The 26,674-nt window shown below is 44.3% G+C and carries 24 protein-coding genes and 1 tRNA gene; 10 read left to right on the top strand and 15 right to left on the bottom strand.

What is annotated here, in order from left to right:
• Positions 1 to 90: 90 nt before the first annotated feature.
• Complete coding sequence (locus tag MA_RS03795; RefSeq protein WP_011020770.1) at positions 91 to 645, bottom strand: ferredoxin domain-containing protein; 555 nt, start codon at positions 643 to 645, stop codon at positions 91 to 93.
• A gap of 326 nt (positions 646 to 971) precedes the next feature.
• Here MA_RS03795 and MA_RS03790 point away from each other — a divergent pair, with 326 nt between their 5' ends.
• Both MA_RS03790 and MA_RS03785 read left to right on the top strand, forming a co-directional pair.
• Positions 972 to 1,568 (top strand): hypothetical protein, encoded by a 597-nt coding sequence (locus MA_RS03790; protein WP_011020769.1) that lies wholly within the window; start codon positions 972 to 974, stop codon positions 1,566 to 1,568.
• A gap of 115 nt (positions 1,569 to 1,683) precedes the next feature.
• Positions 1,684 to 2,022, top strand: a complete 339-nt coding sequence (locus MA_RS03785; protein ID WP_011020768.1) for a winged helix-turn-helix domain-containing protein — start codon at positions 1,684 to 1,686, stop codon at positions 2,020 to 2,022.
• A 359-nt stretch (positions 2,023 to 2,381) separates the two neighbouring features.
• Here MA_RS03785 and pscS read toward each other — a convergent pair whose 3' ends face one another.
• The 8 genes from pscS to cofD all read right to left on the bottom strand — a co-directional run bounded on the left by pscS (position 2,382) and on the right by cofD (position 11,960).
• Positions 2,382 to 3,542, bottom strand: coding sequence for an O-phospho-L-seryl-tRNA:Cys-tRNA synthase (gene pscS / locus MA_RS03780; protein WP_011020767.1), 1,161 nt, complete (start codon positions 3,540 to 3,542; stop codon positions 2,382 to 2,384).
• 333 nt (positions 3,543 to 3,875) lie between these two features.
• On the bottom strand, positions 3,876 to 4,154 hold the full coding sequence (locus MA_RS03775) for a DNA-directed RNA polymerase subunit L (protein ID WP_011020766.1): 279 nt from the start codon (positions 4,152 to 4,154) through the stop codon (positions 3,876 to 3,878).
• A 117-nt stretch (positions 4,155 to 4,271) separates the two neighbouring features.
• Positions 4,272 to 5,207 carry an exosome complex RNA-binding protein Csl4 gene (locus tag MA_RS03770; RefSeq protein ID WP_011020765.1) on the bottom strand — a complete coding sequence of 312 codons (936 nt, stop codon included), beginning with the start codon at positions 5,205 to 5,207 and terminating at the stop codon, positions 4,272 to 4,274.
• A gap of 627 nt (positions 5,208 to 5,834) precedes the next feature.
• The gene (locus tag MA_RS03765; RefSeq protein WP_011020764.1) at positions 5,835 to 6,428 is read right to left on the bottom strand and encodes an METTL5 family protein; all 594 of its coding nucleotides are present in this window, start codon (positions 6,426 to 6,428) and stop codon (positions 5,835 to 5,837) included.
• Positions 6,429 to 6,559: 131 nt separating this feature from the next.
• On the bottom strand, positions 6,560 to 7,567 hold the full coding sequence (gene dph2, locus MA_RS03760; protein WP_011020763.1) for a diphthamide biosynthesis enzyme Dph2: 1,008 nt from the start codon (positions 7,565 to 7,567) through the stop codon (positions 6,560 to 6,562).
• On the bottom strand, positions 7,548 to 8,117 hold the full coding sequence (gene hpt, locus MA_RS03755) for a hypoxanthine/guanine phosphoribosyltransferase (RefSeq protein WP_011020762.1): 570 nt from the start codon (positions 8,115 to 8,117) through the stop codon (positions 7,548 to 7,550). Before hpt ends, dph2 begins: the two co-directional genes overlap by 20 nt.
• Positions 8,118 to 8,575: 458 nt before the next feature.
• Positions 8,576 to 10,648: an FmdE family protein gene (locus MA_RS03745; RefSeq protein WP_011020760.1), complete on the bottom strand. Its 2,073-nt coding sequence runs from the start codon at positions 10,646 to 10,648 to the stop codon at positions 8,576 to 8,578.
• A gap of 388 nt (positions 10,649 to 11,036) precedes the next feature.
• The gene (gene cofD, locus MA_RS03740; RefSeq protein ID WP_048066127.1) at positions 11,037 to 11,960 is read right to left on the bottom strand and encodes a 2-phospho-L-lactate transferase; all 924 of its coding nucleotides are present in this window, start codon (positions 11,958 to 11,960) and stop codon (positions 11,037 to 11,039) included.
• Positions 11,961 to 12,084: 124 nt separating this feature from the next.
• Between cofD and MA_RS03735 the strand changes: the two genes are divergently transcribed.
• The 5 genes from MA_RS03735 (at position 12,085) to MA_RS03715 (ending at position 15,237) form a co-directional block, all read left to right on the top strand.
• A complete protein-coding gene (locus MA_RS03735; RefSeq protein ID WP_011020758.1) occupies positions 12,085 to 13,302 on the top strand; it encodes an HD domain-containing protein in 1,218 nt (405 codons plus the stop codon).
• Positions 13,303 to 13,307: 5 nt separating this feature from the next.
• Entirely contained in the window at positions 13,308 to 13,688 is a 381-nt protein-coding gene (locus tag MA_RS03730; RefSeq protein ID WP_011020757.1) for a hypothetical protein, read from the top strand.
• The gene (locus MA_RS03725; protein ID WP_011020756.1) at positions 13,688 to 14,239 is read left to right on the top strand and encodes a UbiX family flavin prenyltransferase; all 552 of its coding nucleotides are present in this window, start codon (positions 13,688 to 13,690) and stop codon (positions 14,237 to 14,239) included. The genes MA_RS03730 and MA_RS03725 overlap by 1 nt, the downstream gene beginning before the upstream one ends.
• A 150-nt stretch (positions 14,240 to 14,389) precedes the next feature.
• A tRNA-Pro gene (locus MA_RS03720) sits at positions 14,390 to 14,464 on the top strand.
• A gap of 344 nt (positions 14,465 to 14,808) precedes the next feature.
• On the top strand, positions 14,809 to 15,237 hold the full coding sequence (locus MA_RS03715; protein WP_011020755.1) for a hypothetical protein: 429 nt from the start codon (positions 14,809 to 14,811) through the stop codon (positions 15,235 to 15,237).
• A gap of 295 nt (positions 15,238 to 15,532) precedes the next feature.
• Here the strand turns inward: MA_RS03715 and MA_RS03710 are convergent, their stop codons facing one another.
• Both MA_RS03710 and MA_RS03705 read right to left on the bottom strand, forming a co-directional pair.
• The gene (locus tag MA_RS03710; protein WP_011020754.1) at positions 15,533 to 17,689 is read right to left on the bottom strand and encodes an ATP-binding protein; all 2,157 of its coding nucleotides are present in this window, start codon (positions 17,687 to 17,689) and stop codon (positions 15,533 to 15,535) included.
• A complete protein-coding gene (locus tag MA_RS03705) occupies positions 17,655 to 18,995 on the bottom strand; it encodes a DNA double-strand break repair nuclease NurA (protein ID WP_011020753.1) in 1,341 nt (446 codons plus the stop codon). The genes MA_RS03710 and MA_RS03705 overlap by 35 nt, the downstream gene beginning before the upstream one ends.
• 403 nt (positions 18,996 to 19,398) lie before the next feature.
• On the opposite strand from MA_RS03705, the gene MA_RS03700 reads away from it, so the two are divergent.
• Positions 19,399 to 19,989, top strand: coding sequence for an O-methyltransferase (locus MA_RS03700; RefSeq protein ID WP_011020752.1), 591 nt, complete (start codon positions 19,399 to 19,401; stop codon positions 19,987 to 19,989).
• A 398-nt stretch (positions 19,990 to 20,387) separates the two neighbouring features.
• On the opposite strand, the gene MA_RS03695 is transcribed toward MA_RS03700, so the two are convergent.
• The 3 genes from MA_RS03695 to MA_RS03685 form a co-directional block, all read right to left on the bottom strand.
• Positions 20,388 to 20,750: a hypothetical protein gene (locus MA_RS03695; protein ID WP_048064952.1), complete on the bottom strand. Its 363-nt coding sequence runs from the start codon at positions 20,748 to 20,750 to the stop codon at positions 20,388 to 20,390.
• A gap of 56 nt (positions 20,751 to 20,806) precedes the next feature.
• The gene (locus tag MA_RS03690; protein WP_048064951.1) at positions 20,807 to 22,171 is read right to left on the bottom strand and encodes an NAD-dependent succinate-semialdehyde dehydrogenase; all 1,365 of its coding nucleotides are present in this window, start codon (positions 22,169 to 22,171) and stop codon (positions 20,807 to 20,809) included.
• Between the two features lie 227 nt (positions 22,172 to 22,398).
• On the bottom strand, positions 22,399 to 22,896 hold the full coding sequence (locus MA_RS03685; protein WP_011020749.1) for a hypothetical protein: 498 nt from the start codon (positions 22,894 to 22,896) through the stop codon (positions 22,399 to 22,401).
• A gap of 208 nt (positions 22,897 to 23,104) precedes the next feature.
• Between MA_RS03685 and MA_RS03680 the strand changes: the two genes are divergently transcribed.
• Positions 23,105 to 24,109, top strand: a complete 1,005-nt coding sequence (locus MA_RS03680; protein ID WP_011020748.1) for a PHP domain-containing protein — start codon at positions 23,105 to 23,107, stop codon at positions 24,107 to 24,109.
• Here MA_RS03680 and MA_RS03675 read toward each other — a convergent pair.
• Positions 24,100 to 24,342, bottom strand: a complete 243-nt coding sequence (locus MA_RS03675; protein ID WP_011020747.1) for a hypothetical protein — start codon at positions 24,340 to 24,342, stop codon at positions 24,100 to 24,102. The two genes, MA_RS03680 and MA_RS03675, sit on opposite strands and share 10 nt — an antisense overlap.
• Before the next feature lie 359 nt (positions 24,343 to 24,701).
• Between MA_RS03675 and MA_RS03670 the strand changes: the two genes are divergently transcribed.
• Positions 24,702 to 26,501: an ABC transporter substrate-binding protein gene (locus MA_RS03670; protein ID WP_011020746.1), complete on the top strand. Its 1,800-nt coding sequence runs from the start codon at positions 24,702 to 24,704 to the stop codon at positions 26,499 to 26,501.
• The last annotated feature ends 173 nt before the right edge of the window (positions 26,502 to 26,674 follow it).

The following is a 26,674-nucleotide window of genomic DNA, read 5'->3' as shown; positions in this document are numbered from 1 at the left end:
CGCCTTTTTCTTTGTTTTGGTTCCTTTTTCTTTACACTGATTTATTTAGCAGAATTCCTAGAATCTAATTTTCCACTTTTAATTTTTGATTCAGGGCTTTCTCGTAGACTTCCTGTCAAAAAAGACATTTTTCCCTGTGACGCTCAGCGGAATCCCCATGGCCACATCCGCATCGATCATCTCAAAATAACAGGCTGCAGCCCCTGCAGAATACATTATCCTGTTATCGATGCAGAGATCTTTTGCTTTTGCGGCAGCTGAGCCCACGGCAATCCCGAGGTCCAGGTACTTGATCATGCACTGGGGGCCCAGAAACTCTTTCTGCACCTTTTCATGCTCAAGCATCTCTTTACAGGTTTCAAAACCGCAGGCTCCGCAGTCCAGGCTGCTCACACCCGAAGCTTTTAGCCCGATCAGGATGACGGCATCGGCGTCCCTGACATTCCGGGCGTCCCGGAGCAGGAATTTAAGGTCTTTGATCTCGCTTAATTCTTCCATCCTGGAGGCAAGTTCGGTTTTTTCTTCAGGTGAGAGGAGGCAGGTCACAATATCATCAATCCCTTTGCCTTTGGGGGCAGTCCGGGCTGCGGTAAGAATGATTTTTGCAAGCGTTTCGATTGCTTCGAGTTCAGAGTTCAGTTTCATGTGAATAAAAAACTTCTTGTCTATTTATAAATTAAGTGGCGGAACTTTGGACTGCAAAACGAAAGAACCGGTGATATTAGTAAAGGTACCTGAAAAGCAATAGAATCTTTACATGAAATCTTAATGAAAGATCCTCTGAAAAATGAAATATATATATATAGATAACGATACATTTTTATACTAAAAAGATGAAAAAATAGAGAGACAGATATCAAAAAAGACTGTTCCAGAATTCCCGGTTTTGTGAGAAATGAAAACTTCGGGTTTTGAAACCGTTTTTCATCAGAAAGTTGCTTCTGCTTGGTCAAATATTCCTGGAGATTTCAATGAAACTTGTGCTGGATGAAGAAGAAATCTGGATAATTGAATGCATTAAAAAAGCTCACGTGGACTGTGGTTTCCATATCCGGGATGTTATCAAAAAGGCAAAAGCCGAATATGGACTATGCAGGTCAACAGTTTACGAAATAGTGAGTTATCTTGAGTTCCACGGCCTAGTAAAAACGAATAAATCCGGGAACCGGGAACTTGATCCAGACGTCCTCTATTTTGTAATGTGCCCAGCGTGCGGGAAAGAAATTCAGGAAAACGAATCCGTCAAAGAGAACGGTCGGATAATCTGTGAAGACTGCTATCTGGAAGAGCATCAAAAAATAAAGTTTGCAGACCCAATGGCAGTGCGTTCAATGAAACTCTTCAGGAAACAGCACGGATTTAAAGGGACTGAAGGCCTGACCGAACTGCAAAAAGAGATCTATAACTTTATCCTGGAAGATGGGGGGGCTACCCCCGAAAAACTCTCAAAGCTTTTTGGACTCACCCTTCAGGAAACGATGAACCAGCTTGCAATACTAAGACACTGTGAACTGGTGAAAGAGCGTAAGCTTGGAGATGAAATGTACATTGTATCGTTTGATTCTTAATTTTATAGTAAACGGTTTAGTGATTGAAAAAATGATATAGTTGAAGTAGTTAAAAAAGCAACTCCAGTAAGGCAAATATAGGGAATAATGAATGCTATTGGAAAGGTGACCGAATATGGATTCAGATGAAAATGCAAGAAAAAAAGAAGAATGGCTCGAGCGAATGAAACGTGAAGGTAAACTGACGAGAAACCCGACCGAAGACCATAAATTCGGACTCAAGGTTCTTCAGAATACCACGAGAAGAGAGATCCTTATCTCGCTCGGAAGTGAGAGAAAATCCTATGAGGAGATAAAAGAAAAATTCAACCTGAACGACAGCATGGCAAATTTCCACCTCAACATGCTGGAAGATGCACTTTACATCGAAAAAATAGAAGAGGAAGGAAAAGTATTTTATGCCCAAACCCCGCGGGGAGAAGGGTATGTGGAAAACGTGGAAATGAAGAAGTAAAAACAGGTAACTCCCCGAAAACAGGGCTTTGTTTTTTTACAGGAAATGTTGAAAAACAGAACATACAATCCCAAAACTTTTTTAAAAATTTTTCCATCCGGGGCTGCCGTAGAGCATTTAAACTGAATTTTCTCCTGAAATTGAAATCAAAAAATAAGGATCAGACGGTGAAAAAACAGTCATCTCAGCTAGCTTATCATCCAGAATGAGACCTTTTCAGAGAAATCTATCATTCAGAATGAGAGTCTAAAATAGATTTCAAAAACCAGATTCAAAAAAAGTAACCCGGATACCCAGTATAAGGAACAGACTATTAGATTGCTCCAGGGCATCAGAAAAAAAATCGATTTTGAAGTTTTTTAAACATTCTCGTATTTTTTCAGGATCTCCTCAAAAGAGTCCGCAACAACGCCGAGCTTTTCTTTTCCGAGCCCGAAAGTGCTGAGCTTGAAATATTTGGTAAGCCCGGACTTGATGCCGTGGATGTTCCTTTCTTTGAGCTCTTTATAAAGGAAATACCTGCCTTTCTTGATCTTCTGGGAAATCTCGTAGAAGCCGGGAGCTTCAAAGAACATAAGGTCGTGAGAATGTGGTTTCTGCCCGCGCTGGATAAAGCCCATGTCCTCAAGCCTTGCAGAGAACCAGCGGGCGTTTTCGACTTCCTGGTCCCAGTTCCTGACGCGCTTTACCACTTCCGGAAAAGATGCAATCATGGTCATAACCGTTGCCCCACGGGCAGTGCAGCCCAGAAGTTCAACTTCCTTTACCTTGCTGTATACGGATTTCCTGAATACGATTGGGGCATATTCTTCGCTTACGCCGAGCACTCCGACAGGTCCGGATGCTGCCATTGACTTATGCCCGCTGCCCACTATGAAGTCAGCTCCGATTTCTTTTGCGGATACGGGCATCCTTCCCACACAGTACGCCCCGTTCAGGAGAAGAGGGACTTCATACTCATGGCAGACGGACGCGATCTTTCCTGCATCCGGGATGTTTCCGTAGCTCCCGTCAGGATATGTTACAAGGGCAAGAACCGGAGGTTTTCCGCTTTCCTTTGTGACCTCTTCGATTGCGGTCCCGTACCCTTCGGGGTCAAGATAATATTCGGGACTGCCTGCATGTGGTACCACTTTTACATTCAGACCGGCTCTCTCAGCTGCAACATAAGAGGAGTAATGGGCAAGCCCGTCAAGCACGATCCAGTCCCCGGGCTTGCCCATGGAATGCATAACCGCAAATTTGGACTCTCTTGCCCCGTTTGTAACCCTTGCCTCATCACAGCCTAAAAACTCAGGGAGAGCTTTATGTACGAAATCATGGATAGGGGGTTTTTTAATCTGGTCCAGAACCCCACCACAGAAGTCGCAGACAGAGTAACCGTCTCCCCATTCCACAAGGGCCTGCCTGGCTGCCTCGGTCAAAAGCCCGCCAGTCTGCAGAGGGTCGATATTTATGCTGCCGAGGGTTTCTCGCTTTATGAAACCATACTTCTGTAAAGATGAATCGTCAAGTGTCATTTTATTTATACCTCAGTGATAACGGAAAATTTCCTATTCAAACGAAAAATTTCTCCTCTGGTTTCTGTCCTGGTTATGAGAGCAGATCTGAGAAAATTAACTGTCTGGAGCCCTATATATCCAGTGATATATCAGGAATTCATAAAAAGGTATTCCAGAAGCAATTTATAAAGAGACAGTAAAATCCCGTAAAAATCCTTGTGAAAGCGAACAAATACTATCCGGAAACCCTTATCTAAAGTATATAGAGTAGGAGAAAGCCCCCTGGTAAGAAAAAAGGGCAAAACGTCTTTTAAGAGACGTTTTAAGAGACGTCCTGCAGGTCATCCGGCTTCAGGCATTTGCTGCCTTGCTGAAGACATCGATGAACTCATCACACTGAGCAATAATGATTGCTGCCGTTTCCTTTAAGACCAGAATCGGGTCTGTACCATCGGTTTTGATGTAAAGGATAGGATCGCTGATGCTCACGTGTTTCATGTCATAGAAAGCCGCTTCAACCCTTTCATCTTTAATCAGGAGGTCCTTAAGAAGATTGAGAAGGGTATGAGTTTCGCCTCTAAGCTCGACTTCAAGCTCGTTATTTGTTTTATTAAGAATGTTCAGTTCCATTGGTGACCACCTGTAAATGGTGAGTGATATAGCTGGTTATATTACAACCTGCCGCAAAATGCATAATCCGTCATAAAATGCCAAAACCTGCATAAAGTAAGATGGGGAAAGAGAAAATTACCGGATTCCTTTCCCGTACTCGGTTGAGATCTTACGGGTTTCAGTCATATTGCAGACCGGGCATTTAAGCTTTTTCCCTTCCAGGACAAGTTCGCCTCTGCAGTTTGAGCAGTAAGCTTTTACAACTCCAAGGGAATCTTCGGATGTGGTAAGACGCATTCTATCAACATCAATAACTCTGGCTTTTACGATATCAGAGGGCCTGAACTCATCTGAGAGTCTCTTTACATAGGAGTCCCTCACATTTGAAACATGGATATCCCCAGGCCTTGTGTTGACAATTTCCCTGTTCTCTTTTCCTTCGATTCCTGCAACTTCCACCATTGCCCCGGACTCTCGGACGTCAGTGATCTTGCCGTAAACTATGTCCCCTACCTTAAGGATATTTGGGGTAAGGGTGTTTGGCTTAACCGAGACAACTCTGGATTTTCTGTCAATGAGCACATTTCCCGTGGCAGTGGAATAGATATCCCCACCAATTACTGTTGTTCCGGCACCCGATTTGAACTCCTCTGTAGTCCCGACAAGTTCGCCAGGAAGGACAAAACCTCCTTTTTCGAGGTCTTCTTCGGATCTCACAGGCTCTCTGGCAGGAGGCCTGAACCCCGGAATTTCCTTCCTATCTCTGGGAGATTTCTTAGAATATGGGAATCTTCTCTTTTTTCCAAGGTCACCTTTGAACTGATCCTTTGACTGATCTCTGGACCCACGGGACTGGCCCTTAAATTGATCCCTTGAATGACCTTTAAACTGGTCTCTGGACTGGCCGCGGGACTGACCTTTAAACTGATCTCTTGGCTGATCCCTTGGCTGGCCTTTAAACTGTTCCCTGCTTTCTGCAGCTACCGGAACAGATTTTTCAGCAACCGGTTTTCCTTCCCCAGGGCCTGTTAATTTTTTCCTGGTAGTCTTATTTTTTCGGATTCTAATCATGATCCCTCATTTGAATTATCGCTATTAGTTATGTAAATAAGTCATTCTACTGGTTTTCAGTAATCTTTATAGAGTTTTTGGCGGCAACTTAACCCATCGAGAATTCAACTTCAGGAGGCACAGGAGCAATCTCCTTCCTCAATATTTTCCAGTTTAGTTCTTCCCTTACAGCATGGCATACGTTTCAATACATGTAGCTATATTAATTAGGACTTACGCGGTTGAACCGAGTAATCAATGGCATTAAACCTTCACGGTATAAAACAATAACCAAGTTGCAACGCCGAATGTGCTTGATTTTGTACTCAAGTGCGTAAGTCCTATTAATGCAAAGTAACCATATTATTCTACTAGCCATCAAATTATTTAGATAACCTTCCCGAAGTACCTATCTACGCCATAGACCTGTTCCATTGTTATGGATAATTGGTTCCAATCTTATGGAAGAATTTGTTCCATTGTTACGGATAAATTGTCCCATTGTTGCGGAGATATTCTCTGCACTATTGACCCGTTCTCCATTAAGGAGATTTATCAATCCCGCCTTTTAAAGTGAAATCTGAAAATTTAAGGCTGTAAAACATGAGACCCTGAATGACTCCTGAACACAGGTTTTGAACACCAGCCTCATCCATGAACAGCGATCCTGTAAATTTCTACCTCAATAATTTCTCTTTCTTTTTGATGGAAGTCGAAAGTCCTTTTAAGAGGGAATTTCGCAACGTAAGAGTGTGTAATGACCGCAGGCTTAATGAACTTTTGGATAAAAGCAAGGCTTCCACGGTTATGGATGGAATATATTACCTCACTTGTTCTTAATGCTGACGAAAGAAAAGGCCTGTCCCTGCCTTTAACTCTTGCCCCGAAAGGAGGGTTCATGAGTGTGGTTTTTACATGCCCTGAAACTTTCTTAATATCTGAGCAAACGAACTCAACCTCCACTCCGAGCCTTTCGGCGTTTTTTCTGGCAACCTCAAGCGCCTTTGGGTCTGTATCGTACCCTACAACTTTCCTGGCTCCCAAAAGTTTTGCCCCTATTGCAAGAATCCCCGTACCGCAGCCCAGGTCCTGAACCGATTCGTCAAGGTCTCCCTGCATGTAAGCAAAATGGAGGATTTCCGCCGCAAGAGGAGAAGGAGTCTGGTATTGCTCCAGCTCAAGTTCGGGACTGGAAAAACCTTCGACTTCTTCAAGCAGCATCTCGAGTTTTCTCTGTTTCATATCTTTTGAATTCTATTGGTTTCGGATTTGAGAATATTCTCTGATTTCATTTCGTGAGTATTCTCTGTTTCGTTTTAAAAGTCTTCTCTGATTTCATTTTGCGGGTATTCTCTGCTTATACCTGTAAAAGGTTATACAGGCTCCTCGGTAATTTCATCGAGCACAAGCTTTTCCCATTCCCGCTCTCCAAGCACGATCTCAAACTCCTGTGGAGTAAGCATGGGCGAGGGAAAACGCCCCACTTCGTCCACGGCAAGCCGGGGACAGGCAGTGTTTACGAAAGCGTCCACCTTGAACTGAAGCAGCTGGTCTGGGGTTACGAGATCGATAAGAATCAGGTGGGCTTCTTTTCCGTGTTTTTTTGCAATTTCTTTGAGAGAAGAAGCAAGTTCCATCCTCATTTGCCCGTTTTTGCTTGAGACAATGATCCCGAAAACCTGTGCATCCAGAGACTTTGCAATTACCGCACTCCGCTGGCGGAGAATCCTTGAAGGGTCAACTTCCCGGACTTCCCCGGAAAAAGGATCGGCTGCAAGGACACGTTTTTTTGTGGAAAGAGCTACTCCCAGGGGATGGAAATCCCCGCTTCCGATATAAAGGTATTCATCACAGACTTCATCCCTTGCTGCCGAGAAATTGCAGCCGAGCACCTGCCCCGCATAGGCAAGCCTTGAGTCCCCGCGCCCAATGACGCAGGTCTTTCCCCCGGCCTCTAGCACCCTGCACACATCATGGAGCTTATGGACATGCTGGACAGTGGTGATAAGCCCGATTTTTTCCCCTTTAAGCCCCGGGAGAGCCTTCTCGACAACGGGCCGAACATCAACTGAGGAGCGGGTTTCGATAAAGTACACCTTATCCGAAAGCCTGACATCTTCCAGTTCCGCATGCCCGAAGTGGAAAAGAAGCTCAACATGGTCAAGAAGCGTCCTGTCAAGGTCGCACGCCCCGAAACAGGGATCACCCGAGATGAGCACCTCAGCTCCGGTTGCTTCCTCAACAATTTTTGCAAGCTCCGGACCCTTGCGTTTAAGCCCTTCGGGAAACTGAAAACCTACAAGCTTTGCTTTCGTATCCTTTATCACGCTGATTATATAGTCGGGTCTTAAATCGAACGCTTCACTGATCCCCAAAGACATCCTGAATCTCCACGCCCTTCTCGCTCACATCAATTGTGACGAGAATCTTGGGTTCAACTCCCAGTTCCCTTAACTTAAAATAGCCGGCTCCGCGTCCTATAACGGAAATTACATCCGTGATCTCGACACCCATATTCTGCAGCGCCTTTACAAGGGCGAGAAGCGTCCCACCCGTACTTATAACGTCATCCACGATGACTACTCTGTCTCCCTTTTTGAGCCCGTTTATATAGAGGACCCCTTTCGAATAGCCTGTGCTCTGGGAGAGTTCAACTTCCCCTTCAAGGAAGTAAGGCCGCTTCCGGACAATAGTGAGAGGAATTCCGGTTTTCAGGGAGAGGGCATTTGCAACCGGGATGCCCATAGCCTCTATCGTAAGAATGGTGTCAACATCCATATCTGCTATCCTGATGATGTAATTGGCGATCTCTTCTATCAGACGGGGATCGATGGAAGGGACACCGTCAGAAATAGGATGGATGAAATAGTTATATTCCCCTCGCTTGATCACAGGAGAATTAACCAGTGAGTCTTTCAGTCTTTCAAGCATGGTTTTAACCTTTTTTTGGCGGTTTCAATATTCCGGGAAGTAAAAAATCCTGAAATATAATCCTGCTCCCTCAAGTATATGTCCTTCTAAAGCGGATAATGACAAACAAACCCGCTTTCTGGAAAGATAAATCGAATTCAGGAAACACTGAAGTACTTCATATAGCTTTGGTTTTCCAGATGCTATTTTTATTTACACCGGAATGCAGGAAATTTGTAATAGATAGTTAAGTCAGTGTTAATAAATTTAAGGATAATTAAAGGTAAGAGGCTATCAAAAATAAGGATATATGTAAAAATCCATGAAAAAATAAACAAGGTAAGAAAGAAATCAAGGGAAAAAAGAAATCAGGATAAAAACCTCAAAGCTTTCAATCATCAGCACTGGGAATTTTACCCTGTTTTAGACATATTCATCCAGCTCCCTATTTCAGAAGCTCTATGTTTCAGGCGCTCACATCAGTCGAGCAGCCCAAGAACTTCATAGGCATTCGTATCTGCCAGTTTCATCTCGCTCAGGGTATCCGAATCAATGTCGATAACTGCGATTTCCGTAACAAGGCCGTCCCAGTTATCCGGTTCCATAAGCCAGAGGTCTTTCAGGTATTTCGAGACCCATGAAGGATCGGTGTCTTTTGCCCCGCACTGCGCACTTGCAATATCAGAGTTATATCCGAGCACCACTGCTTTCAGAGTTCCGGCATTATTATCTTTGACAACGAAAATTCCGGCAAGGGAGCTGTCAATTGCTTCTATATCTTCGTCAGTCAATTCGGCAACCCAGATTCCTCCTGTTCCGGGAGTGGCATCCCAGCGCTGTAAGAAGACATCGTCCTTACACCACTGAGGGGAGGAAAAGACCGTATAACTTACCCCATCCTCAAGCGGGTAATTCTCTTCCATCCAGTTTGCAAGCACATAGCCGCTTGAAACTCCGGGACAGAAGTGGTTGTGCAGTTCCAGGCACTGCATCAGTTCATAGTCAAGATCTCCGGTGGCCCAGGCGTTGCAGATTGTAAGAATGGCAAATTCACGCCCGTCAAACACTTTAGAGCTCACTTTTTCACTCCAGGCATCTACAGACTTCTTGTTTTTGGAAAGGGTATCAAAGTCTATATTTTCCGTTACCTGATAGCTGATCTCATTCTCATCTTCGTATGAAACCTCGATATAAGTGCAGTCCCCGCTGGATTTGTCAAAGAAAGCAAACCAGAGAGGGGCATTTCTTGCGTTCTGGACTGCAAGCAGGTTCTGTGTGTACTGTAAATCCCTTCCGTAAAACTCCGAATAGAAGTCATTCAGAAAAAAATCGGACTCTGCAGGAGAGCCGATATCCGTCATTATGAAAGTATCTTCAGAGCTAAGGTCTCCAAGACTTTCTTCGGCTGCGGCAAAAACCTGACCCATCAGCTCACTGTCCTCAACTGAAGAATTGCCATTTCCTTCCGGGTTGAGCAGGCCGAGAACAACATAAGGATTGACTCCCGCCAGTTTCATTTCGTTCAGGGTATCCGAATCAATATCAATGACTGCAATTTCGGTAACAAGACCTTCTTCATCCCAGTTACCCCGGTCCATGAGCCAGAGGTCCATAAGATATTTCGAAATCCAGGAAGGATCATCGGCTTGTGCTCCGCACTCCGCATTCACGACATCGAAATCGAACCCGAGCACTACAGCTTTCATTGTTCCGGCGTTCTTGTCCGTAACCACAAAGATCCCGGCAGGAGAGTTCCCTATTTCTTCTATTTCTTCGTCTGTCAGGGCAGAAACCCAGATTCCTCCTTTTCCAGGAGTGGCATCCCAGCGCTTTACGAAAACATCATCTTTACACCAGTTAGGACAGGAAAAAACCGTATAACTTACCCCGTCCTCAAACGGGAAATTCTCTTCCATCCAGTTTGCAAGTATATAGCCGCTTGAAACTCCGGGACAGAAATGATTGTGCAGTTCCAGGCACTGCATCAGTTCATAGTCAAGATCTCCGGTGGCCCAAGCGTTGCAGATTGTAAGAATGGCAAACTCGCGTCCGTCAAACACTTTAGAACTCACTTTTTCACTCCAGGCATCTATGGACTCCTGGTTTTCGGAAAGGGTATCAAAGTCTATATTTTCGGTTACCTGATAGCTGATCTCATTCCCATCTCCGTATGAAACCTCGATAAAAGTGCAGTTCCCGCTGGGTTTGTCAAAGAAAGCAAACCAGAGAGGGGCATTCCTGGCGTTCTGGACTACTAGCAGGTTATCCGTATACAATAACTCCCTATCATAAAACTCCGAATAGAAATCGTCCAGAAAAACATAAGATTCTGCAGGAGAACCAAGATCCGTGATGATAAGGGTATCTTCAAGACCAAGATCTCCGAGGCTTTCTTCGGCTGCGCCAAAAACCTGAGCCATCAACTCAGAATTATCAGCTTCAAATGCCATCCCAGGTATGGAACCCAGGAAGAAAACGAGCATCGTCAGCAAAACAAAATCCGTGATTTTTGTTTTGATTTTTCGATTAGCGATTCCACTTTTTCCAACCATAATTTTTCCTCTACTGCTTATAAATCAGTTCTTTAAACCTGACAAAAAGATAATATTTGTCAGAAAAATAGAGTTTAATAATTAAGATAAAATTTTAAATTCATGTTTTTTAGTGTTACAAAGTGTAGAAAAAGTGATACATAAAACTTTCGAATTTTGTTAACGTCGAAGACTACGTAAGCAGAATAAACGCACATGAAATTTCGGACTACAGACACAAAAAATGAAAGGACTCCGGAACTTTCATGCTAAAAGAAAAGAGAAATATGAAAAACAAGGAAGAAAAAAGAGAAGAGAAAATAGAAAAAAGAAAAAAGGGAAGAAAAAGAAAGGAGAATTTGGAGAAAAAAAATCAAAAAAAGAAAAAAGAAAAAAGGAATTTGAAAAATCAGCATACGGTGTCGAAAAGCCCGACTACGAACTCTGCCAGTTCCCTGCTTTTCTCCGTGGAGGTCATGAGGGTATCTGCACGGGAGGCACGGCAACCAAGCCTCTCAAACGCGAATTCATCTGCCCTGTCCCTCTCATCGAAGACAAAAACGTCAAGGAATTCCTGATAATACTCCGCAACGCCCATGGAAGAGACTTCAAGCCCGCATGCCTGCATAAGCTTCCCGGCAGGGCCGCTGACCGGAGCATTCCCGATTATGGGGCTGACTGCAATTACCTTTTTCCGTTTCAGCAGTTCTCTCATTCCCGGCAGGGAAATTATGGGCCCTATGCTGGTTATGGGATTACTCGGGCCGATGAGGACGTTGTCATCTTTTTCGAAGGCTTCAAGAACCTTTTTAGCAACCGAAGCTTCGGAAACACCCCGGATATCAACTCCAAGTACATCGGGGTCCCCGTGTTTTCCGACCCAGAAGTCCTGGAAATGCATAACCCCTTGAAGAGTCTCGACATAGGTAGAAACCGGGTCATCGGACATGGGCAGAATGTTCGCATCTATCCCGAAGAGGGAGGCAAGCTTTACCGTAGCTTCCGTAAGGGACGTTCCGCCCCGGATGAGGTTTGAGCGGATAATATGGGTTGCCCTATCCCTGTCCCCGAGCTTCATGCTTTCTTCGATCCCGAGTTCATGCATGCGCTCGTAAGTCCTGAAGGTATCGTTTTCTATGCCCCACCACTTCTTCCGGTCGATCTGGTCCGAGAAGAGATAGAGCACTGTATCAAGGTCTGGAGAAATCAGGTTCCCAGAAACCCACAGGTCTTCGGCAGTATTTACAACAACGGTCAGTTCCTCCAGAGGGAGGATTTCCTTGAGCCCGTCAAGGAGTTTGGGAGTTCCGGTGCCGCCTGACAATATGATCATGATAATACCTTTTCTGGATTTATTCAGCCATCGGGTAGCAAGTTCTCCTGCAATTTTCACTATCAAAGTAACAGCATCAAAGTAATAGATACAACAATATATAATGACATCTGTCTAAAGAACAATGAAAGTAGTCCTTGATCCCGTACACGGTTACATCGAACTGGATGAAATCGTCCAGGAACTTCTGGCTACCCCCCAGGTGCAGCGCCTAAGAAGAATCAGGCAGCTAGGCTTTTCAAACCTCGTTTATCCGGGAGCAAACCATACCCGATTTGAACACTCCCTGGGAACCATGCACCTTGCCTCCATGCTGATGAAAAACCTCGACTCTATTGAAAAGGATAAAAAAGTGGAGATAAGAGCTGCCTCCCTTTTGCACGATGTGGGACACGGGCCTTTTTCTCACGTAACCGAGAACGTCATAGACAAGTATACTAGGCGCAGGCATGACGATGTGATGGATATTGTAAGGAAAGGGGAAATAAAAGAAGTCCTGAAAAAGCACGGGATTTCCCCCGGAAACCTTGCAAAACATATTAAGGGTGAGACTTCGTTAGGGCAGATCCTCAGCAGCGAGATCGATGTGGACAGGATGGACTACCTTGTCCGGGACTCCCATTATACAGGGGTTGCCTTCGGGGTCGTGGACTACAACCGCCTGATCAACCAGATGAGTTTTTACGAAGACAGGCTTGTTATTGACTACGGGGGATTGAAAGCTGCCGAATCCCTCCTGGTCTCCCGTTTCTGGATGAATACCTCGGTTTACTATCATCACGTAACCAGGATCTCGGAAGCAATGTGCTCAAAAGCCGTGGAGTACATGATCGAAAACGGAGAACTCGACCCAAAAAGGCTCAGGCAGATGGATGACATAGACCTGATAGCCGCCATGAGAAACTCAAGCGGGCATGGAGGAGAGCTTAGCAGGCGGCTGGACGCACGCAAACTCTATAAGCGGGCGCTCTATACAGGGCTTGAGGAAGCAGGAAAAGGGGTGCTCAAGTACCGGGATAAAATAGAGAGAGCCGAGAAGGAGATCGCAGAACTTGCAGGGGTAGGCCAAGAATGCGTGCTTGTGGATATTCCGAAGACCCCTGAAATGCTGGAAATGAAAGCGATGATAAAAACCGACCACAAAATGATCCCGCTTAAAGATGCCTCTCATTTCGTCTCAATCTTGCAGGAAGCCCACATGGATAACTGGAGAATAGGAGTCTATAGCCCGAAAGAGCACTGCGAAGCCGTAGGAAAAGCTGCAAAGGAATACTTTAACATCAAGAAAGCCACAAAGCAATTTAAGCTGAATGATCTGGAAAAATACAAAGCAGAGGAGTAAAACTTTTGTTCAAAACCACAAGGAAAGTCGGCAGGATAGAAATCATACTCGAAGCAAAAAAGCTTGGGGAAGACTACCTGCTGACCCTTACCGGCGGGAAAGAGCATGTGGGTGCTGTTGCGGTAGGGACGCTTGATAAAAAAAGCGGGAGAGCCAGTTCTTCCGTACTCACCCTTCCCGGACACAGGGAAGAACAGCTTGCCCTTGACAGTGCAAGACGAATAAGCGGGGCAACAGGAAAGACCTCGGTAGTTGTTGCCGGTATCCATGTGGATAATATCATCCCTGAAGAGATTAAGGAGATAATCTCAGCCGCAGAGGAAATGGTCGGAAGTTTCATTGCCTCCTGCGAAAAAAGTGAAGTGACTGCAAGGAGAAGCGAATAATGGAAATAATCGTAGGTATCAGCGGGGCTTCAGGGGTACAGTACGGGATCCGCCTGCTTGAAGTGCTGGCAGAAAAAGGGATAGAGACCCATCTTGTACTGACCGAAGCTGCAAAACAGATAATCGGGATCGAAACTGATTACTTACCCCTTGAAGTGGAAAAGCTTGCAACCTGGAATTATTCCCAGAAGGATTTTTCAGCCCCCATAGCCAGTGGCTCTTATAAGACTGCAGGGATGGTCGTTGCTCCCTGCAGCATGAAAACCCTTGGGGCGGTTGCAAACGGGATATCTGACACTCTGCTTACACGGGCTGCAGACGTCTGCCTGAAAGAAGAGAGAAAACTGGTTCTTATGACAAGAGAAACTCCCCTGAACCTGATACACATCGAAAACATGCTCAGGGCTAAACAGGCAGGTGCAAGTATTCTCCCGGCATGTCCGGGCTTCTATTCGCGACCGAAAACCCTTGAAGACCTCATAGACACCATGACTGGCAGGGCACTTGACCTTTTAGGAGTGGAAAACGACATTTACCGTCGCTGGGAGTGAAGAAAAAGGCCTGAGATGGGAAAGATCCCGGAACAAAGTCCAGAATTGAAGTAAGTAATCCGGAACTTTTGATCCGTAAAGTCCGGGTACATGTGCATGTTCTAACGAAAGCTATATAAAGGATAATCGCCTTTGAGAGGAAGCCCTTATGGGATAGTAGGGTAGCTTGGTCCATCCTCGAGCGTTTGGGACGCTTGGACCGCGGTTCAAATCCGCGCTATCCCATCCTTTTTCATCTTTTTTATAGAATTCCTGACAGGTTGCTTAACGGCTTATTTCCTCGGAATTGCTTTTTTACTCAGTTTTACCACGCAAAAAATAGCACGCATCAGAACTACATCAAAAAAATATTAATTTTTAAATATGATGTTTATAAATGACGAGCAATTTTAATACAGAAAACAGACAATCTTGTATTAGGTGTGAGTGAAGCACTCCGCGGAATTAACTGATTTAGAATCATTTTAATACAGAAACTGATTACTTATTTTAGGTGTGAATAAGTACTCCTTGGAACTCACCCATTAAAAATACAATATGTGAGCCATTGAATGTAGGGGTAAAATATCATGAAACAGACTCTTGAAACATTAAAAGAAAAGATCGCCGAAAACACCCTGACATCCGAAGACATCTTTGCATTCACGGATAAACTGAAAGAAAGCATGCGAGAAGGAACTCCGATTGTCAGGAACGTCTCACCTGCAAACATCGACCTGCTCGAAGTATATGCTTTTACCCTGCGGAAGATGGAGATGACACAGGAAGATCAGGCAAGCGAACTGAGGGCCGGAGATTGGAGGGAAAGCATCGATGACTTCAGACAGCTCAAATATTTTATAGATGAACTGCAACAAAGCGAGCTTGTCAACAACGTTGCCTGGAACGTTCATGCAAATGTAATTTATGATATCCCTAACCCGGTTGCATATAAAAGGTATGTATACTGGAAGATCAAGTCAGTTCTCGATAATATGGAACTCTGTGAACTGATTTAATCTTAAAAGCAGGGACAGAAAACATAGGAAAATAAAAAGAAAGAAGAAATATAAGAGAAGAAGCACATGCCTGTACTTCAAGCAGGCATGCGCTGATGACTCTTTTTTGAAAAAAGAAGGGGCCGTAAATATTCAGGCACTGCGCATTTTTTCATCAAGTTTTGCTTTTTAATATCTGGTTTCGCTTTTTATTTCTTGGTTTACTTTTCGTTTCTTGGTTTTACTTTTCGTTTCTTGGTTTTACTTTTTAGTTCTTACTTTCGCTTTTTATTTCGCGTCTTTGTTTCATATCATCTTAGCGGTGCCTTACAACGCAGTTTGAAAGCCCGAGGATTTCCACAATGTCACTGTTATCAGGGCTGTGAATTATCATCTGCCCTTTTTTGAGATAGGGAATCCTGCGTTCGTATTCTTTGGGGACTTTCAGGGACGAGATTGCAGCATCGTTATTGAGGTTAAGGATCAGCTTTGTGTTGATCTGCTTGATGACCGTGTCATCGATATCCTGAGGGTCCTGCGTGATCAAAAAGAGCCCAAGTGCTTCTTTTCTGCCCTGGCGGGCTGCATCTGCGAAACGGGAGATGATAAGGCGGGCATGTTCCCCGTTTGCCTTTGAAAGGTAGCGGTGAGCCTCGTCAAGTGTCAGGATAATCGGTGTTTCTTTGATGGCATCAACCCCTGTGGTGTTGAGCTTGTTGTCAACAATCAGGCTCATGATTGTAAGTACTATGAGGTCCCTGATCCTTGGAGAACTTATGTACTCGGTCGGGAAAACCGAAACCTGCCCCGGCTTGAAGATTTTGTCCAGAATTTCGGTAATAGGGGTTGCATCCCGGTCAAACACCTTTGAGAAAAAGCGGCTACTTACTCTCCGCACGATCCCGTCATAGGAAGACTCGTGCAGTTTTCCGCTGTCAACGTAGTGGGAACGCGTACCTTCGTTTTCAATATGGTTAATGAAATTCTGATAGGTATGCGGCACGCTGGACTTGAAAAAGTCCCCGAGAAGGACTTCAAGCCCGATATACTGAAGTTCGGACATCCCGGCTGCTGCAATCAACCAGGAGTTGTGTTCCACAAGGGAAAAAGGAATTGTGAACTCGACCTGTTCCGCCCTTGACTTATCGCCCGGGTACTTCTGCCCCTCGACCTTTGCCACAAAAGCCTTTGTGGACTGAACCCTGCCGTAAGTGACGTTTTCGGACTCAAACCTGAACTTATCCTCTTCGGTCAGGGTTTCGTTATCCTCGAAAATCTGGGAGTATTCGTCCTGAGGGTCCATAATCACCAGGCAGGGATTTTTCCGGGCTTTGTCCTGAGAATTCCGCAGCCTGTACCGGTTATCTTCCGTCATGAATTGGCGCAGGATGTTTTTTGAGAGGAAAGTCTTTCCTGTCCCCGTACTCCCGCAGACCAGCATATGCCTGAAAATAAGAGGGTCGCCCATCAAATAGTCGTTTCTCAGATAATAAGCAACGGTTTCGGGCTCGGAGTGTGTCTTCACAAGTTCCCCACCAACACTGAGATGTCCCAGGAAAACCCCTTCTTCCGGGATGTTAAGCCCGGTCTGGACTTCAAGCCTGTCCGTAACAGGCAGAATGGGAGTATTAGGACGGGGAATCCTGTCTGCCATCCTCCGTGTGAGTGAACTGTCCGCTTTCTTCCTGTAAAGGATACAGAGGGGATCAAGGCAGGCAAGGAACTTGTAATCGGCTTCGTTTACAGGGCTTGCCCTGGCATTCAGCATGCGCCTTGAGTGGATTTCGGTTGCATCATCCACTGCAAACTCCTGCCTGTACTGAAGCTTTCCTACCCTTGCAAAAAGCTTTTCTCCGCCTTCATACGGCACGACAACATATGTCCCGAGTCGTATCTCACTCCTGCGGGCAGAAGCAATGTATCCAGTAATCGTAGCGCCCGAGTGGGTAATTTCCAGAGGCTCTATGCCGGTTGTGACAATTCCGAAAGCTTCGTCCAGAGAAGGAACGGATCTGGAGGGTTCGAAATCATAATCGTCAAATGCTTCAAAGGGAAGTTCGTCTTCTCCGGGAAGAGTGCTGGCGGCTGTAGTTGAACCTGTAGTAGGACCTGTACTTGAACCGCCATTTAAAAAGTTATGCGGATCGACTTCCGAGGGGGATTCGGCTGATGAAACAGGGAATTCTTCAAAACCCGGCAGCGAGTCCGAGACGGGGGACTCCGTAAGCAGATCCTTTTCCAGATCTTTATGTTCCAGATCTTTATGTTCCAGATCTTTATGTTCCAGATCTTTATGTTCCAGGGATTTCTGCTCCAGCTGTTCATTTTTATTCCCGGGAATTTCCTCCGAGCCTGCGTTCTTATCTGAGGAAGCATCCTTTTCAGGATCCTGAGTCGGTTTTGACTTCCCGGAAATAAAAGCCAGAATATCGGCATCTTCATACTTCATTGAACTTACCCCACCGAGTATCATTATAAGATATATCAGGATTCATGTTTTCGAAGAATTTGTCGATCTCCTGCCTCTCCACTTTCCTGATTTTTGCGAGGTGGTCTGCCTTTGTGAGGGTGAGAGGAAAACCATGCAGAGAAAGGTCAAAGAGCACTTTTTTGGTAATTTGCATGCGCAGGAAATCATCCTTAATAAGTCCATAAGGAGCTTCAACTTTAAAAACCACATCCGTGGACGGTACATAAAGCATGAAGAAACAGAGGGCATAGCCCTCAGGCGAAAACTTATGCCTGAGCTCTTGCTGGAACGCATCCCCGGCTGCAAGAGGAGAAGTCCCGTTAAGCATCCTTTCATAAAACCTGTTGGGCTGTAAAAACCAGTTTGTGTAAGTAATGTAAGTATTTCGGGAACCGTTATACTTGCCGTTTTTCCCGTTGGTTTTCGAATTCCGTCCTTCATGTCCCTGCCCTCTCTGACCTTCAACTTTGTAAGGGGAAAGGAGGTTTCGGAAAAACTGAGAATCAAGCATCCAGGGCAGGTCAAAGCCTTCCCTCTTCTTCCGGACGCTGTCCATGATCTGCACGTCAGTCGGGTTTTTTACAAAGCCTATCACAGGTCTCTTTTTTTCCAGAAAATGATCCATAATGTCAATGTAATTCTGAAGGATTTTTCGGGCGTCATTGTTCCGCCGGATCTGCACTTCCTCGTCGTCCAGCACCATCCAGTACATGAGCTGTTTCGGATAAAGAGGGCCGTCCATTATGAAAAAGCTCTCGGGCTCCAGCATATCCTTCATGAAAAGCATGTGTTCGGATTCTGCCAGGTACATGGCAAAACTGTGCACCATGTCAGGAGCCTTTCTTTTCAGCTCGTCCGGAGCAATTGTGACAAGCTTTGCCCTTCCAAGCCCTTCATCGAAGGTTTCCCAGCCCGCTATTGCCCGCATTGCAATCCTCTGCGAAGAAGAATAAGCCGCACAGACAATTGTCCTGCACCTCTGGACATCAAGGTCGGTAGGGGTTGCAGCCAGCCCGCAGTGACAGAAATCCACAAAAAGCCCGCTGTCATAAGTCCTGGGATTCGTACTCCCGCTGTCACAGGCATAAGTAACCGGATACGGGTCCTCTCCCTGTGCCATCAGCTCGGGCCTGACCATCCCCCTAAAGAGCCTGTCCACAGCCTTCAGGATTACCTTCCCGTCAATCTTCAACTCTTCAAGCAGAGAATAAACATCCGCTGCCGTTTTCGGTTCATCAAGCTCAAATGAACGGTCAATCCTCTCTGCAAGCTCCGAGATTTTATGCATATGCACGGGCTCAAGGGTCATGAATAAAAGATACTTAAAGAGTAATATATATTTGTTGAGTGGAGAGAAGAAAAACGCAGCACTATTGAGGAAAATGTACAGGAGATAAATAAATATGGCTTCAGTCTATTTATTAAAATTTTATTAAGTAACTGATAGTGCATAACATAAACAAAAAAGTTGTAGAATAATTTGAGCTAAATTGAGAATTTCTACAAAGCCGATTGTAGGGCTTCTGACTCATTCTCCTATTTTTAACTATTCTTTTTTCTTGTACGTCTAAAATTTTAAAGCAATATGATTCTGTTTGTGGACGTAGTTAAATAAAAAATGACAAATAAGCCGATATCTATGAAGCTTTAAAGATAGGTCTTAAATACATAACGAGTTATAGGAAATTTAAACTGATACTGAGGATGACGACATGTTCCATGACATATTTGACCCTATAAAGGAACGAATGAATTACCTTGAGCTTATCGATAAAAATGATAGAATTGATGGAACACCGAAATTACACAGGTTAAGACAGATTCCGCCGGAAACCGGTAAGTTTATTGCGCTCATGCTATCTGCCTCCCCGGATGGGATAGCTATGGAGATCGGTACAAGCGCAGGTTATTCATCCATGTGGCTTGCACTTGCATGTAGAGAGACAAACCGTAAATTAATCACATTCGAGATACAGGAAGAGAAAGTAAAAATGGCACGTGAAACCTTCTCGAAAGCCGGAATAGAGAACATCGTAGAACTCGTACATGGCGATGCCAGACACCTGATAAGCCGATACGCTGGGATTTCCTTTTGTTTCTTAGATTGCGATAAAGAATATTATCCTGATTGTTATGAGGCAGTCATACCTAAAATGATTAGGGGTGGCATATTGATAGCTGACAATGTGATAAGTCACGCTGCTATGCTCAAGCCATTTCTTGACTATGTGTACAATGACCAGCGAGTCGACACAGTACTTGTCCCACTTAAAAACGGAGAGTTGGTTTGCCGGAAAAGATGAATTCCCCGAATGTACAAGAGCAGTATAAGTAGCTATATATTAAGAGCCGATCGGGGTACTATTAGGTCTTCATCTGCTACATAGAATGTGTTCTTTCCGAGAAAGAAACCGCTAATGGTACAATGGCTTCTATATATTCTGGAAGTTACTATTCTGGAAGTTACGCACTTGAGATCAAAAATCAAGCACAATAGACGTTGTAATTATATATGAGAATTAATCTGAAAAATGTTTGCTGTTATTGATCTATCGTTTCAGCCGCGTAAGTCCTATAAAAAAGAAGACTAAAAGGGTATAAAGTAAATTCTACAAAAAAGAAGACTAAAAGGGTATAAAGTAAATTTTACAGAAAATTAGGCACACTGCCCACGTTACTCAGTTTACTTTTATTTATTATTTCATTTCTTTTTGCTTATTTCATCTTTTATCTCTGCTAATTTACCACGAATATAACTAGACTCATTTTTTAACTTTTCGATGTCCGTCGGTACGGATTTCATCCTCGACTCCACCAGTTCTTTCATCTGTTCATTTTCGATTTCATCGGACAATTTGCAGCTTAAGTCTTCTTTGATTTTTCCTACCTCTTCTATATGCTCATTGAATTTATCGACAAAATCTGTCATCTTTAATTCTCTGGCCACCGTTTGCAGGCTCTCTAATTCATCTATCAGAGCATTCGCCCTATTATCCAGATCGTTCATTTTTCGTTCTAACTCGCTTAATCTGGACATCACATCCTGCTCAGCTAATTCGGACAACAAATCTCCTCCTTAAGCTATTGAATATATTGCCGTATTGTTTTTACAGAAGCCCTTTATTTATTAACAACTACAGTCTTTATGTTCACAAATTCCTTGAGTCCGTAGTGGGAAAGCTCCCTCCCGACACCTGACTTCCCGGTCCCGCCAAAAGGCAGTCTCGGGTCAGACCTGATCATTCCATTGACAGCCACAGATCCTGCCCTGATCCTTTTTGCCAGCTTTTCGGCCCTTTCAAGGTCTCCTGACCAGATCTTGGCCCCAAGCCCGAATTCTATGGAGTTTGCAACTTCCACTGCTTCGTCCTCATCCTTTGCAGTGATAACCGGTGCAACAGGCCCGAAAACCTCGATATTGCATACTTCCATATAGGTACTGGCTGCAGGGATAATAGTCGGATTGAAGAAAAAACCTTTTTTATGCTTTTCTCCGTAAGTTTGAGGCTCTGCTCCTTTCTTTCTTGCATCTTCCAGAATTTTTTCAAGTATTTCGACGAATTCTTTTTTTGCAAGAGGCCCGATATCGGTTTCCTCATCAATAGGATCCCCGATTTTCAGTTCCTGCATATGGAGTTCAAATGCCTCGATAAAATCCCCCACAACTTCTTCTACAACAATAAATCTCTTGGCAGCGGTATAGCTCTGTCCTGCGTTCAGAAAACGGGACCTTACACCCGCCTGTGCAGCCCTCTCGATATCGGCATCCTCGAGCACTATGAAGGGGTCCGACCCTCCAAGTTCCAGTACCTGAGGCTTGATAGCTTCTCCTGCAAGTTTTCCGATTTTCGAGCCTGCGCCTGTGCTGCCGGTAAGCGAAACCCCGTCCACCAATTCTTCTTTAATAATTTCCATTGCAGTTTTCGAGTCAATTAAAAGGGTTTTGAAAACATACTCCCGAAATCCGGCTTCCAGAAAGATCTTTTCAATCTCAAGAGCTGATCCTGGCACATTTGAGGCATGTTTGAGCACACAGACATTTCCTGCACATATTGCAGGCACTGCAAACCTGAAAACTTGCCAGAAAGGGAAATTCCAGGGCATGATCCCGAAAACCACTCCCAGAGGCTCAAAAGTAACATAACTTTTCTCAGCCCCGAGCTCCACAATTTCAGCCTTCAATAATCCAGCCGCATTTTCCGCATAATAGTCACAGAGCCTGACACATTTTTGGACTTCACTTCTGGACTGCCTGATGGGCTTCCCCATCTCCTCTGTAATAATCCCGGCATAAATTTCAGTATTCCGTCGAAGCAGCTCCGCAACATTCAAGAAAAATTTTGCTCTTTCCTCTGCTGGCAATGAACTCCACCCTGAAAAAGCAGCCCTTGATTTCTCGATCCTGTTCCTGCATTCTTCGATAGGAAAAGAACCATAAGTCCGGTTTATTTCTTCGGTATAAGGATTAATGGATTTGATTTTCATGCTCTTCCCCCAAAAAGAGTCACTTATTAATATTGAATTCACCCGGTATTATAATTTAAGGGAAAATAAAACATGAAAAGGACAAAATGTGTTGATGAAGTCTTATTATGTCCAGAATAAAGGTACGGAGAAAGAAATATGTTTTTTCGGGGGAGGGACGCATGAATATGCTGAAAAGCAGAATGATAAAAAATAAAAGTTTAGATCTAAAATTATTTCAGTGACTCTCATTTCAGCATCCCATTTTTCCAGAGAAACTTCTTCTTCGGACTCCGTTCAAACTTCTCAAAACACTCTGGAGAAAGTGCAGGATACTTTGCCTCCTCAAGAGGGATACAGAACATCCTTTTTGGTTTTCGGGCATTTCCACCGAGTCCTATAACCACAAAAAAAGGGATGAGATTATCGTTTGCAAAGGTTCTGTAACGCCCGAGCTGCTTTGGACTTGACCACTGGAGTTTGCCTTTGAAGAGTTTTGACCTGTACTTGCATTCCACGCAGAAGATTTCATTGGTCCGCCTGTAGCGAAGGACGAGGTCAGGACCACAGTCGGATTCTACGAAACGGGTGTGCTTTCTTGCCATATCCGTGGTCCACTGTACGATGGAGAAGCTTTTTTCATCGAATAGGTTAACCACATATTTTTCAAAGTCGTCTCCTTTTTGCTCGGCTTCGCTTTCAAAAATAACACTGAGAATTTTTCTTAGTTTTTGGAATAACCCCATATCTGATCACTATCGTTTTTGTGAAACTATCGGGATACTTTAGCATATTTATAAACATGGTGGTATGAAACACAAAAAATATGGATTGTACGCCAAGAGAAATTCCCGGAAAACCTTAATTTAAAAAAAGGACTATATTATAGTAGGAGAAATATAAAGCCAAAATAAAATAATCCGGAATAAAATTAAAATCTCAGGATTCTACGCCATGGGGGGAAGGCAGAGGAATTACGAGGAAAAGCTGATTGCACCTGAACGGGCAGCCGAGCTTATGGAAGCGGGCTGGAAACGGGCAGACCTGCACGTACATTCTACCTGTTCTTTTGACGTGCTCCCGGCAAAAGATTTGCAGCCCGAGAGCCTCTATGAAAAAGCCCTCGGAATGGGTATGGATTTTGTCACATTTACGGACCACGATACGGTCGATGCATACGATATTCTCGGATGGGACAGAGAACAACTGGTCCCTGGCGTTGAAATGGCCGTTTATGACCCGGAGTTTGCAGGGCACACACTGCACGTGAATGTTTTTGAACTTTGTAGAGAGGACTTTTCAGAACTGACTGAGATTTCAAAAGTAGAACATGACCTGAAGGGTTTTATAAGATACCTCAAACGCCATAAACTGCCTTTTATCTACAACCACCCCTTCTGGTTTGAGCTTCACCAGGAGCCTGACATCTTTGCAGTGCCTAAACTGGCAAAACTCTTTCCCGTACTTGAATATAACATGCATGAGCTCAAGCAGAAAAACGAGCTCACGATCGCCCTTGCGGAAAAGTTCGGCAAAGGCATCGCTGCAACAACGGACAGCCACTCGGGGGGTATTGGGAAGGTGTATACGCTTGCAAAGGGAGACAGCTTCAGGGAGTATTTCAAAAATATAGAGAGAGGAAAAAGTTACATTGTCCCTGAAGACCTGACAAGGGAAATTCTGATGGAAGAAATAAATACATGGATAGACCTGATATTTGAAAAGAGCCAGAGAACCCGCGATATAAAAAGGTACCTGACAGGAATAAAATCCCTCGATGCAATGGTAAGGATCTCGAGGAGCACACTTTTAAACTACTCTCCAAGGCTGAACAGGACAACCATGAGCCTGCTCTACATGATTTCAAATACCGGACTTCCGGCTTCGCTCTATATTCACTCGAAAGAAAACTTAGCACGAAAAATTGAAAAAAAGATTGAGATTAAAGGTCAAAAGTAAAACACATTTTTCCTTAACTTATTTCTATCTGATGATTTTTTCTTAGTTTTACCTGATGACTCCTCTTTATTTTTTCCTGAAGACTCCTCCTTATTTTTACCTGAAAACTCCTCCTTATTTTTATCTGAAGACTCCTCCTTATTTTTATCTGAAGATTTCTTTTTATCATTGTCTGATGTATTTTTTCTTATTTCCGAGTAGATTGGAACCCTCAGTAAAAAAAGATACTGCATCTGGATCTGTTTTTTAAATGAACATTAAAAATCAAAAGATTTATATTACAAATTGTTTAGAGTCTTTTACATAAAAAACAGTAATTTAGTATGATTTTTAAATATCTTCGAACTCATTGTTATTAAAGATACAGATAAAATTGAAAAAAATAGCACATAAAGGTTACCATCGTCATTCTTACTCAGAATTCATGTAAGTATCCGGAATGTAAGAATTACTCAGAATCTACGCAAGGTATTACCCACACCTCTATAGGTACGTGGGGACTGGACACCAATGAATTTTTCAAAAGAACCGGAACCTTTGTGCTATTTCTGCAACTCAGGAGAAAGAAAGTAAAACAGGAAGAGGCAGCAGGATGAAACTGGGGAAACATTTCAAGGAAGCAGGGTTAAACAGATCAGGACTAAACAGAGGATTGAAACAGGGACTAACACTTGCCATACTCATTTTTATTTTTTGTGTGAACATGTATCCGGCAGGAGCGGCGGACTCTGAAGTTTCCGGAGAAAACCTTACGTCTTCGGAAGGAGGAATTTTTGACCGGTTTATTACATATATAAAAGCCCTGTTTGGAGGAGAAGAAGAATTGCAGGACCCTGAAGAGGTCTCCGAAGCAAAAGCCGCGGAAATGCAACAGTCAGCAGCTTCCGAAGGAGCGGTCCTGAAAATCGCAACTCCAAACGTAATAAAATCCGCATCATTTATAGGGGACTCAAACCTGGGGGTTTTTACCCATCTCTCAAACCCTCCACTCATGAAAATGGACTCCGAGGGACACCTTGCAGGCCAGCTTGCCGAAAGCTACGAAGTCTCGGAAAATAACACGTGCTGGACCTTTTACCTGAGAGATGACCTATACTGGAGTGACGGAGAACCGGTAACCCCGGAAGACATTGAGTTTTCGATCCGCTACTACGGGAAAGAGACCCCATGGGCCAGCTGGATCAATGATACCCTGGAAAGTTCGGCCGTATCGGAAGCAAACAATTCCGTGACCTTCAAATTCAACAAGCCTTACACCCGTATTAACCTGGAGTTTGCAACCTACAATATTCTTCCTGCCCATGTGTGGGAAACGGTAGAAAACCCGATGGAATACACAAACAGCGGCCCATATGTGGGCTGCGGACCTTACTATCTCAAGCTGATAGACCTCAATGCCGGAAAACTCGTTTTTGAGAAAAACCCTTACTGGAAGGGAAAAGTCCCGGAGGCTGAAACCGTGGAAGTCCATTATTACTCAAACGTGGACGTTGCCACCCTTGCCCTCAAAAACGGGGAGGCCGACACTTACTACAAATACGCAGGGTCATACCCTTATTCCGGAATTGAGCAGCTTGAAGAAACCGGAGATTTTGAGTTTCTGGAAAAGACAGATATCGGACTGATCTTCCTTGCCCCGAATCTGGAAAAAGCTCCTTTTTCGGACCTGAAATTCAGGGAAGCTCTTGCATACGCCATAAATTATGAAGAAATCGTCAGGCTTGAAACCCTGGGATACGGGGAAGTCCCGAACCGTGGCTTTGTGCCCCCTGCAATGGAAAATTTCAAGGAAACCGAAAAACTTGAATATGACCCGGAAAAAGCCAGAGAGCTTCTGGAAGAAGCAGGATATTCGGACAGCAACGGGGACGGAATCCTGGAAGGGAAAGACGGAGAAAACATCGAGATTGAAATCCTTATCCGGCCGGATTACGCCCGCACCGGGGAGCTCCTTAAAGAATATTTTGAAAATGTAAGCCTTGGCGCCGACCTGAGGACTGCGGATTCGGATACCTGGATGACCCTGAAAGACAATTATGAATACGACCTGACCGTTACTCGTTCCACTCCCTGGGGTATGCTCATGCACGCAAGCTGGGGAAGCGGCTATTTCGATTCAAGGAGGTCGGGCCAGGGAGTAATGCATAACCTGGACGACCCCGAGTTCCTGCAGCTCTGCGACAATATCCTTGCAACTACAGACTCCTCAGAACTTCAGGATTATGCATACGAACTTCAGGATTATTATGCAGAGAACCTGCCTGCAATTCCGCTCTACTGGAACACCGTGCTTACCCCCTATAACAGGCATTTTGAGGGCTGGTATACTGACCCTCTTTACGGGATTTACAACCTGGATAACTTTGTAAATGTAAGAAAAACAGAGGCATAAAGAAATAGAGGAGCCAGAAAAAGGGCGCAAGGAAAAGAAAAAGCAGAAAAAGAGCATAAAGGACTTGAGGAGTCAGGAAAAAGAGGAATGAAAGAAGAAAAGAATCAGGAAAAGGAGGAATAAAGGAACAGAAGAACCAGGAAAAGGAGGAATAAAGGAACAGAAGAAGCAGA

The sequence above is a fragment of the Methanosarcina acetivorans C2A genome (assembly GCF_000007345.1).
GTDB lineage: Archaea > Halobacteriota > Methanosarcinia > Methanosarcinales > Methanosarcinaceae > Methanosarcina > Methanosarcina acetivorans.
Note: the sequence above shows the minus strand (reverse complement) of the source record. Positions and strands in the feature narration are given on the sequence as shown.